General features: G+C 58.2%; 7 protein-coding genes and 1 tRNA gene. 3 read left to right on the plus strand and 5 right to left on the minus strand.

The features are described 5' to 3' along the window. Nucleotides 1–196 precede the first annotated feature (196 nt). Entirely contained in the window at nucleotides 197–700 is a 504-nt protein-coding gene (gene tpx, locus ACQRA4_RS13120) for a thiol peroxidase (protein WP_427823511.1), read from the minus strand. A gap of 101 nt (nucleotides 701–801) precedes the next feature. After that, the gene (locus tag ACQRA4_RS13125) at nucleotides 802–1,650 is read right to left on the minus strand and encodes a 50S ribosomal protein L11 methyltransferase (RefSeq protein WP_427823512.1); all 849 of its coding nucleotides are present in this window, start codon (nucleotides 1,648–1,650) and stop codon (nucleotides 802–804) included. A gap of 164 nt (nucleotides 1,651–1,814) precedes the next feature. Between ACQRA4_RS13125 and ACQRA4_RS13130 the strand changes: the two genes are divergently transcribed. Both ACQRA4_RS13130 and ACQRA4_RS13135 read left to right on the plus strand, forming a co-directional pair. After that, nucleotides 1,815–2,534 carry a class I SAM-dependent methyltransferase gene (locus ACQRA4_RS13130; protein WP_427823513.1) on the plus strand — a complete coding sequence of 240 codons (720 nt, stop codon included), beginning with the start codon at nucleotides 1,815–1,817 and terminating at the stop codon, nucleotides 2,532–2,534. Further along, complete coding sequence (locus tag ACQRA4_RS13135) at nucleotides 2,531–4,267, plus strand: YcaO-like family protein (RefSeq protein WP_427823514.1); 1,737 nt, start codon at nucleotides 2,531–2,533, stop codon at nucleotides 4,265–4,267. Before ACQRA4_RS13130 ends, ACQRA4_RS13135 begins: the two co-directional genes overlap by 4 nt. Nucleotides 4,268–4,961: 694 nt before the next feature. On the opposite strand, the gene ACQRA4_RS13140 is transcribed toward ACQRA4_RS13135, so the two are convergent. The 3 genes from ACQRA4_RS13140 to ACQRA4_RS13150 form a co-directional block, all read right to left on the minus strand. Further along, nucleotides 4,962–6,251: a TRAP transporter large permease gene (locus tag ACQRA4_RS13140; protein ID WP_427823515.1), complete on the minus strand. Its 1,290-nt coding sequence runs from the start codon at nucleotides 6,249–6,251 to the stop codon at nucleotides 4,962–4,964. A gap of 8 nt (nucleotides 6,252–6,259) precedes the next feature. Then, nucleotides 6,260–6,829, minus strand: coding sequence for a TRAP transporter small permease (locus tag ACQRA4_RS13145; protein WP_427823516.1), 570 nt, complete (start codon nucleotides 6,827–6,829; stop codon nucleotides 6,260–6,262). 144 nt (nucleotides 6,830–6,973) lie between these two features. Then, nucleotides 6,974–7,978: a TRAP transporter substrate-binding protein gene (locus ACQRA4_RS13150; RefSeq protein WP_427823517.1), complete on the minus strand. Its 1,005-nt coding sequence runs from the start codon at nucleotides 7,976–7,978 to the stop codon at nucleotides 6,974–6,976. A 445-nt stretch (nucleotides 7,979–8,423) separates the two neighbouring features. On the opposite strand from ACQRA4_RS13150, the gene ACQRA4_RS13155 reads away from it, so the two are divergent. Further along, nucleotides 8,424–8,510, plus strand: a tRNA-Leu gene (locus tag ACQRA4_RS13155). Nucleotides 8,511–8,740 lie beyond the last annotated feature (230 nt).

Genomic DNA, 8,740 nt, shown 5'->3' on the forward strand with positions numbered 1-8,740 from the left:
AATAGGGCTAAACATTAATCTTAGCTAGGACAGCCCCTAAATTTAAAATATCAAGAATAATTATATATGATAAAATATATTAAAACTCTCCAATTGATTTGCCCTCACTCTGTGAGAAGAGAAATTCCCACAGAGTGGGAGCAAATCAATTTTTGACCATATCTGAAGTAAAATCAGGACGTACTTATTCGCACTCCTACAGCAGTTTTTTCACCGCCGCCAGCGCGGCATCGTAGTCGGGTTCGTTGGTCACTTCAGGCACAAGCTGGCTATAGGCCAGAGCGCCGTCAGGGGCCACCACAAAGATGGCGCGGGCCAGCAGGCGAAGTTCCTGAATCAGCACGCCATAATTTTTGCCAAAGTCGGTATCCTTATAATCAGACAGAGTTTCCACGGCCTTGACCCCGGCCGCGCCGCACCAGCGCGCCTGGGCAAAAGGCAGATCGCAGCTCACGGCCACAATGCGCACCTTGTCGGACAGCGCGGCGGCTTCGGCATTAAAGCGGCGTACCTCAAGGTCGCAGACGGGCGTATCCAGCGAGGGCACACTGACCAGCACCAGCACCTTGCCGGCATAATCACTGAGACTGCGCGGGCTCAAATCATTGGCCGCCAGGGTAAAATCAGGGGCCTTGCCCCCCTGAACGGGCAGTTCGCCTTCAAGATGCAAGCCATTGCCCTGAAAGGTAACCGTATTCATAGTGAAAACTCCTTGGTGACTATTTGGTGCAAAAATTCTGCCGCATGCGTTTTAAATTGTCAATAATTGTTCCTGACAAGAGCAACAAAAAGCCGCCGCGCTCAATCCCAAACCAGAGCGCACCACTCCCCTTCAATACTTCTGCGGGCCGCGGGCAGCCCCTGCGCCCTGTACGCGGCTTCCACGCCATCGGCCTGAATTTCCAGCAAGCCTGAGAGAACCAGGCAGCCTTCAGCCTCGCGGGCGGCCGCCACAGCCGGAGCCAGCTCCGTCAGGGGACGGGCCAGAATATTGGCCAGCACCAGATCAAAAGTGCGCCCGGCGGCGGCTTCGATGCCGCCAAGGGCCGCCGAAAAGCCATCCGCCTGATTAAGCGCCCGGTTCTCCAGCGCATTGTCCACGGCCAGAGGATCAATATCCAAACCCAGACCGCTGAGGCCGCTCTTGCAGCAGGCTATGCCCAGCACGCCGGACCCCGTGCCCAGATCCAGAAAGCTCTGGCCGGGGGCTATGCGCCCCCGATCCAGCAGGTCGCTCACCACTCTCAGACACAGCGCCGTGGTGGCATGGTGGCCGGTGCCAAAGGCGCTCTTCGGCTCGATGAGAACAGGCGTGCGATTTGGAAAGTCCGGGCTGTCGGCCAGCCAGGGCGGCAGCACCACAAATCGCGAACCGCAACATACCGGCGTGAAAAACTGCCGCCAGGCCGAGAGCCAGTCCCGCGCTTCCAGAGCCTCCAAAACGCAGCATGCCTCAGGCGTGTCCCGCGCTATGCCGTCCCGCAACGCATGGAGAAAGCTCTCTTTTTCACAGTGCACGCGAAAGCGCGTCTCGCCCGTGGGCAGGCTTTCCTCCTCCCAGCCGAACGGCGCACGCAAGGCAAGCAGGCCGCCGATGCGATCCGCATCCTCCTCACGGGCCACGATATCCAGACGAAAAATCTGCCGCATTCATGATTCCTTTGTCTTGCGCGGCGACGCCGCCGCTTCCCGTCGAGGCGCAAATGGTAGCCGCCGCCGGCATGAAAGACAAGGGCGGATTGATTTGTGCCCGAACTCGCTGTACATACCTGCCGTGGTTCACGCCGCAGAGCAACCCGTCGCAAGGAAAGGACATGCCCCAGACAGAAGAACTCGACAAGCTTCTTGCCGCCATCCGCACTGCCTTTGATGTGGAATTTGAACCGTTGCGGGTGGACGAGAGCACCCTGGAAGTGCTGACCATCCGCAATATGCAAGAGCATCTGGACGGACTGCTGCAACGCAGGGCCATCCGCGATCCCCTCAAGGACCTGCCGCTCTGGGCCAAGATATGGCCGGGCTCCTTCGTGCTGGGTCGTTTGCTGCGCAAGTACGAACCTGACGGCAAAAGCCTGCTGGAACTGGGCGCCGGCTGCGGCATCCTCAGCATGGTGGCCGCGCGCTACGGCTTCGCGCGCATTGTCCTCAGCGACATTGTGGAGGACGCCCTGCGTTTCGCCAGGGCCAATGTGCTGCGCAACAACCTGCAGAACCAGGTGGAGGTGCGCCGTGTGGATGTGACCGCGCCGAGCCGCGACCCGCGCTTCGGCGAAGGCTTTGACCTTATAGCCGCCTCCGAGATTCTCTATCTGGACGAACTGCACCGGCCTTTGCTCAAATTCCTGGGCCGGCATCTGGCCCCCGGCGGCAAGGCCCTGTTCTGCACGGATCTGGCCCGGCCCAAGCCCCATTTCACCAGGCTGGCGGCCAAATCCTTCAAGGTCACGGAAGGCCGCGTCGGCGTCAAAAGCCGTGACGAGGGCGGTGAGGAGCAACGGCGTGTCTACAGCATTCTGATTCTGGAGCGGGCATGAGCGCGTCCTTGCCGACCATTCGCCTGCGTCCCTGCCCCAAGGGATATACTCAGGATCTGGACAAGGCCGTCAGGCCGGAGCAAACCATCGCCCGCGTGCGGAACAGCCTGGCCGCCGCGAAGCTGGACATTCTGGCGGAAACCCGCCGGGTGGATGTGGGCCGTCTGGGCATCCCGGTTTACCTCAGCGTTTGCGGCGCGGACGCCCGCGCCGTCATGCCCACGCGCAAGCAGATGGGCAAAGGTTCCTCGGCGGAGCAGGCCCAGGCATCGGCCCTCATGGAGCTCATGGAGCGCTTTGCCTTTTTCAGCTTCTGGCAAGAACGCCCGCACATGGCGCGCCTTAGCTGGAGCGAGGCTGAAAGCCGCTTCGGCGACGCCCTGCTGCCCCTGGAAGCCATGCTGCGCTCCGTGGACGACCGGCTTCCTCTGCCGCAGGCCCGGCGCGTGCTGGATCTGACGCCCTGGCAGTTTTATCCGGCCACGCATCTTCTGAGCGGTCGCACGGTCTGGCTGCCTCTGGACTGGTTCAAGCTGCTCAGCGAGTTCAACGGCACTTCGGCGGGCAACAGCAACGAAGAATCCCTGTTGCAGGGGCTGAGCGAACTGGTGGAACGGCACGTCTGCTGCCGCGTGGATCGCGAACGGCCGCAAACGCCGACCATTGATCCAAACAGTTGTGACGACCCGGTGTTGCGGAAACTGCTGGCCGCCTTCGAGCGCGAAGGGGTGCGCCTGATTCTCAAGGATTTTTCCCTGGGCATGCCCCTGCCTACGGTGGCGGCGCTGGCCTGGGACCCGGCCACGTTTCCGCAGGATTCGGAAATCGTCTTTACGGCGGGCACGGCGGCTTCTCCGGCCAAGGCGGCCATCCGCGCAGTGACCGAGGTAGCCCAGTTGGCCGGGGATTTCTGCACCCAGGCATGTTATGAAGCGTCGGGCCTGCCCAAGTTTGCCAATCTGGAGCAAGCCGCCTGGCTGATGGAAGGCCCGCTGACGCCTCTGCAGCGCCTGCCGCGCGTGGAGGCCGACGACATTCGCGACGAGTTGCTGGCCGCCCTGCGCGGCCTGGCCCCGCTGGAAGTTTATGCGGTGGAGACAACCCATCCCGATCTGGGCATTCCAGCCCACTACTGCATCGCGCCGGGCCTGTCCTTCCGTGAACGGGATCGCAATCAGAGCCTGGGCCTGTTTGTGGGCCGCAAGCTGGCCGAAGAATCTGAGGCCACGCACGCCATGGCCGGGCTGAAGGTACTGGAGGAATGCTGCCCGCAGGCGCACTTTCTGCCCTTTTTCCGGGGCATGCTGGCGCTGCGCGCGGAGCGGTGGGACGCGGCGCGTGATTTTTTCAACGCGGCCCAACCCTTGCAGCCCGACAATGACGCCGCCGCTCTGGCCGCCTTTTACGCCGGTTACGCGGACACCCTGCGGGGCCGCTGGCAAGAGGCCCTGCCGGCTCTCGCCCGCGCCGTGGAACTTTGCCCGGAAATGAAGGAGTACGGCAACCTGCTGGGCGTGGCCCGCTTCAAAACAGGCCGTTACGCTGAAGCGGCCGAGGCCTTTTCAGCGGTGCTCAGGGTGGACAAGGGCTCCGCCCTGGATCTGGCCAATCTGGGCCTCTGCCAAAAGTTTCTGGGCCAAAAGGAAGAGGCGGCCAGACATCTGCGCGCCGCGCTGGAGCTGGATCCCACGCTGGATTTCGCCCGCAAGCACTTGGCGGAGCTGCAAGACTAAGCCAGAGCATTTTCAGAGCAAAATGCCTTAGGCTCAGACCTCATTCCAAAAAAACGGGGAACCGTGAGAATTGAACGAAATAACGCCCGCCAACGACACTGGTTTGCCCGTTTCAAACGAAAATCTCAGGTTGTTTCCATATCCTTGCGAATGGTTGAGCTCACGATAGCTCTCTTTGCCAGATTTCATGTGAACGGGCAAAGAGAAGACATTTTCTTATTCTTTTATCAATACACTAAAATCATTAATGAACTTTTCTCTTTCAAATACCACATAAAATTCGACACGTTAATTGGGGGCAGCGTAGTTGCGCAAAAATTATTTTTCACCTGTAGTTTTGAGAAAGAACAATATAATACTTGCACAACCATTTCGTATGGACTGAACTTTTTGCCTTATCCCATAAAAGCGCCTTCCTCACTGATGCTATCCGCACTGGGCCTGAACAACCCCAGTGTATGAGGAAGGTGCTTTTTGGCGTATACTTCTTGCTTCCACCCGTATAACGGGTGGTTCTTCTCTCTGTCACCTTGCTCCTTCGACTGGTTAATGCCCTTAAATCAGCCAGCTTTCCCCGATGGAGTATCGGGAAAAGCTGGCCGTGCAATCCATGTCGTCGGTTTTCTATCTGTCTATTGGACAGGGAGCAAGCCCAATGCCGAAGGCCTCCCTTTTTGCGGCGACTTTCGCCGGATTAGCCGCCGCCCATGAGCCAGTTGAGCGGAATGAGCGAAAGTTTGGGGAAGAAGAGCAGCAGAAAGAGCATGATCGCCTCCACCACAAGGAAGGGGATCAGATTGCGGATCAACTGGGTAATTTTGATGTTGCCGATGCCGCATACCACATAGAGCACTGTGCCCACGGGGGGCGTAATGACGCCGATGCCCAGATTCAGGATGAAAAGCAGGCCGAAATAGTAAGGGTCAATGCCGGCCTGCATGATAAGCGGGTAGAACACGGGCGCGAAGATCAGGATATTCGGCGTGAGATCCATGACCATGCCGATGAGGAACAGGAAAATGTTGATGCACAGCAACAGCAGAATGGGGCTGTCAATGAGCGGCGAAAAGAGCGCCGTCATCTGGTTGGGGATCTGCGCGACAGTGATGAACCAGCCCACCGCAGTGGCCGTGGCCACGATAAGCATGACCACCGAAGTGGTGCGGGCCGCCCTGGCGCTGACGCGCAGGAGTTCGCGGAAAGAAAGCTCGCGGTAGTAAAACACACAAACCACAATGGCGTAAATGGCCGCGAACGCGCCGCCCTCTGTGGGAGTGAATATGCCGAAACGGATACCGCCCAGCAGAAGCACGGGCATGAGAAAGGCGGGTGTGGAGTCAAGCAGTATTTTCCACTTTTCTTCGCGCGTGAAGGTAATGGTTTCGTTGTAGCCGTCCTTGCGCACTATGAAGAACCAGACCACCATCAGCGCCAGTCCGATGAAAATGCCGGGAAACAGGCCAATCATGAACAGCTTGGTGATGGAAAGCCCGCTGATGGTGGCGCCGAGCAGAATGAAGTTGGTGCTGGGCGGGATGATGGGGCCCAAAATGGCGCCCGATGCAATGACGGCCCCGGCGCGGCCCGGTTTGTAGCCCACTTCCTTCATCATGGGCAGCAACAGGCCGCCCAGGGCGGCGGCTTCGCCCACGGAACTGCCCATAAGACCCGCAAAAATGATGCTGGCCACCACGGCCGCGTAACCGAGGCCGCCGCGCACCCTGCCGATCATCAGCTGAGCCAGTTGCACCACGCGCTTGGAAAGCCCGCCCGCAGCCATGATTTCACCGGCGAAAACAAAGAAGGGAATGGCCATCAACGGGTAGTTATTGGCGCCGTCCAGCATGCTGCCGGGAATGATCATGGCGTCCCACATGCCGGAGTGCCACATGAGCACCATGGCGCAGAGCACCAGCACGAGGCAGATGGGAATGCCAAAGGCCAGGAAGAAAAACAGGGTGCCGAGAAAGATGAAAAGTTCCACATTTCCCCCTATGCCTTGGTGAACGAAGAAGCGGGCCGGCGGATGAGGGCCACGAGATCGCGCGCCTGCATGATCAGGGCCGCGGCGGCCATGATGGGCAGCGTGCCGTTGATCAGGGCCATATTCACGTTGGTGGCCACGGAATAGGTGTCCAGCGTCTGGAGCACGTTAATCACGCCGCCATACAGCAACAGCCCCATGGCTGCCATGCCCAGAAGCGTGGCGATGATGTCCACATGCTTGCGCGCCGCGCCGTGCAGAAGATCCACAAACATGTCCACGGCGATGTGCTTTTTGCGGTAAAACGCCTCAATGGCCCCGAAAAATGTGATATAAATGAAAAGAAAGCGCGCCCACTCCTCACTGGGGGGATAGCTGGAGGAAAAGACATAGCGCAAAAAAGCGTTATAAAAGACCAGACCGATCATGCCAAGGAAGATGACGGCGCAAAAGATTTCAAAAAGCAGTTGACCAGGGGTTTCGGGCTTTGCTTCGCCGTGATCCGCATGCGGATCACACGGCTTGTCGGCATCCGCTACGGATGCCGGTCGGATGTTGTGCTGTGTTTTGTCGTGCATACTGACCTCTGCGGGAACCATGCCCGGATAGAAAATAAACTGAGCGGAATCTTTCAGTGCCGCGGGGCTTTCCCACCGGGCGCGCTGTACGCGACGGGCCGGAGGCATAGCGCCTCCGGCCCGTATTACAGTGTAACCGCTTTGCTACTTCGCCTGCCGATAGCTGGCGGCGCTGTCCAGTATCGCCTGGGCGTTGGGCACCGTGTCGTAAAAAAGCTTCCAACTGCGCTTGCCCGCGTCCACCATATAATCGCGGAATTCCTTGCTGGGCATGGTGATATGGCCCTTGCCCTCAATAATGGTCTTTTTGGCCTTTTCGTCGCCTTCGGCCACCATTTTCCATACGTCGTCGGCGGAACGCTTGGCGGCTTCGTCAATCCACTTGCGATCCTGCTCGGGCAGGGACTGATAGAATTTTTCGTTGATGTACAGGGAATGGATCACCAGAATATGCCCGGTGAGGGTGATTTCAGGGGTGATTTCATACATCTTCAGGCTGACGATGTCGGCCAGGGGGCTGTCGCCGCCATCAATGACGCCCTGATCAAGAGCGCCGGGCACTTCGGCAAAGGGCATGGGCTGGCCGCTGATGCCGCATTCCTTGGCGAAATTGGTGTACAGCGGAATGTTCGGCACACGCATGCGCAGGCCCTTGAGGTCGTCGATGGTTTTCACCGGCTTTTTGGTATAGAAGTGGCGAAACCCGAGAGGGAAGGCATTCAGGGTGCGCAGGCCGGATTTTTCGGTAAAGCCCTGATTGATCAGCTCAAAGGTCTTGCCTTCCATGGCGCGGCGGGCGTGATTCAGATCATCATAAAGCATGGGCGTTTCCAGCATGGCCATGGCCGGGTGCAGGGCCGAGGTCTGGGTGCCGGTGGCGCACATCTGAATGATGCCCTTGCGGGTGGCGGCGATATAGGCGTCTTCCTTGCCGAGCTGGCTGTTGGGGAAGACCTGCACTTCATATTTGCCGTTGGAAAGTTCGGTCAGGTATTTGCCGAACAGGTGCATGCCTATGGTTTCCGGCTCGCCTTCGGGTTTCATGCCCGCGATTTTGATCACGGTTTTTGCGTCAGCGGACGGCGCCATGCCCAACGCCATGCCGCAGATGAGGCCCAGGGCCACGAACAGCGCAATAATGCGTTTCATCAAAAAATCCTCCTGTTGGTTTGGAAGCTTACCTGTTGTCCTGCAGATGCCCCGCCAACCGCCGGCGGCCTTGCGCGCCGCGCGGCGGGATCCTCGCCGCAAAGGCTGCGCCTCTGCCGCCGTTATGGACGGGGTCGGCACATCCAAATAGGGACGCGACGGCGGTCATGCCCCCATGCCGCCTCCGCGCCTTTTTGTATCCGCTTGGGTAAAACTTACTTGACCTGACCGATAAAATTCAATGCTTTTTTTCATAAAATTTTGCCTGGCCTGAAAATGCGCGCCCAGCGCGCTTCAGAGCGAACCGCCCTTGAAAAGGGCATTCACTACGGCCCGTCGGAAGCGGAGTGAATTGAAGTTCTTGACGGAAGCCCCATCCCTGGGATAAAAGCGTCCGAGTCATCGTGGCGGCATGCGTGTTCAGTTCCGCTTCTGGTGATTGTGCGCCGGGATGGTGGAATTGGTAGACGCAGCGGACTCAAAATCCGCCGGGTTCACGCCCTTGCGAGTTCAAGTCTCGCTCCCGGTACCACAAGAATATGAAGAGGTTGGGGAAAGTTTCCTCAACCTTATTTTTTGCTATGCCGGTCAGTGTGTTTTTGCAATCTGTTTTGCGCGCCTGAAATCTGCCAACAAGTCATTTTAACCGATTTTTGATAGTAGCCAAACCGATGAAGGCTTCATGATTGAAAGCGTCTTGTCGTAACGAACTCCAACTATTCACATAACTTATTGAAAAATAACGATAAAAAATATTTAAAA

The organism is Desulfovibrio sp. SGI.169 (assembly GCF_050313595.1).
GTDB lineage: Bacteria > Desulfobacterota > Desulfovibrionia > Desulfovibrionales > Desulfovibrionaceae > Desulfovibrio.

Bases quoted from the DNA above. Each gene is read 5' to 3' on its own strand.
- tpx (WP_427823511.1), bottom strand. From the start codon at position 700: ATGAATACGGTTACCTTTCAGGGCAATGGCTTGCATCTTGAAGGCGAA.
- ACQRA4_RS13125 (WP_427823512.1), bottom strand. From the start codon at position 1,650: ATGCGGCAGATTTTTCGTCTGGATATCGTGGCCCGTGAGGAGGATGCG.
- ACQRA4_RS13130 (WP_427823513.1), top strand. From the start codon at position 1,815: ATGCCCCAGACAGAAGAACTCGACAAGCTTCTTGCCGCCATCCGCACT.
- ACQRA4_RS13135 (WP_427823514.1), top strand. From the start codon at position 2,531: ATGAGCGCGTCCTTGCCGACCATTCGCCTGCGTCCCTGCCCCAAGGGA.
- ACQRA4_RS13145 (WP_427823516.1), bottom strand. From the start codon at position 6,829: ATGCACGACAAAACACAGCACAACATCCGACCGGCATCCGTAGCGGAT.
- ACQRA4_RS13150 (WP_427823517.1), bottom strand. From the start codon at position 7,978: ATGAAACGCATTATTGCGCTGTTCGTGGCCCTGGGCCTCATCTGCGGC.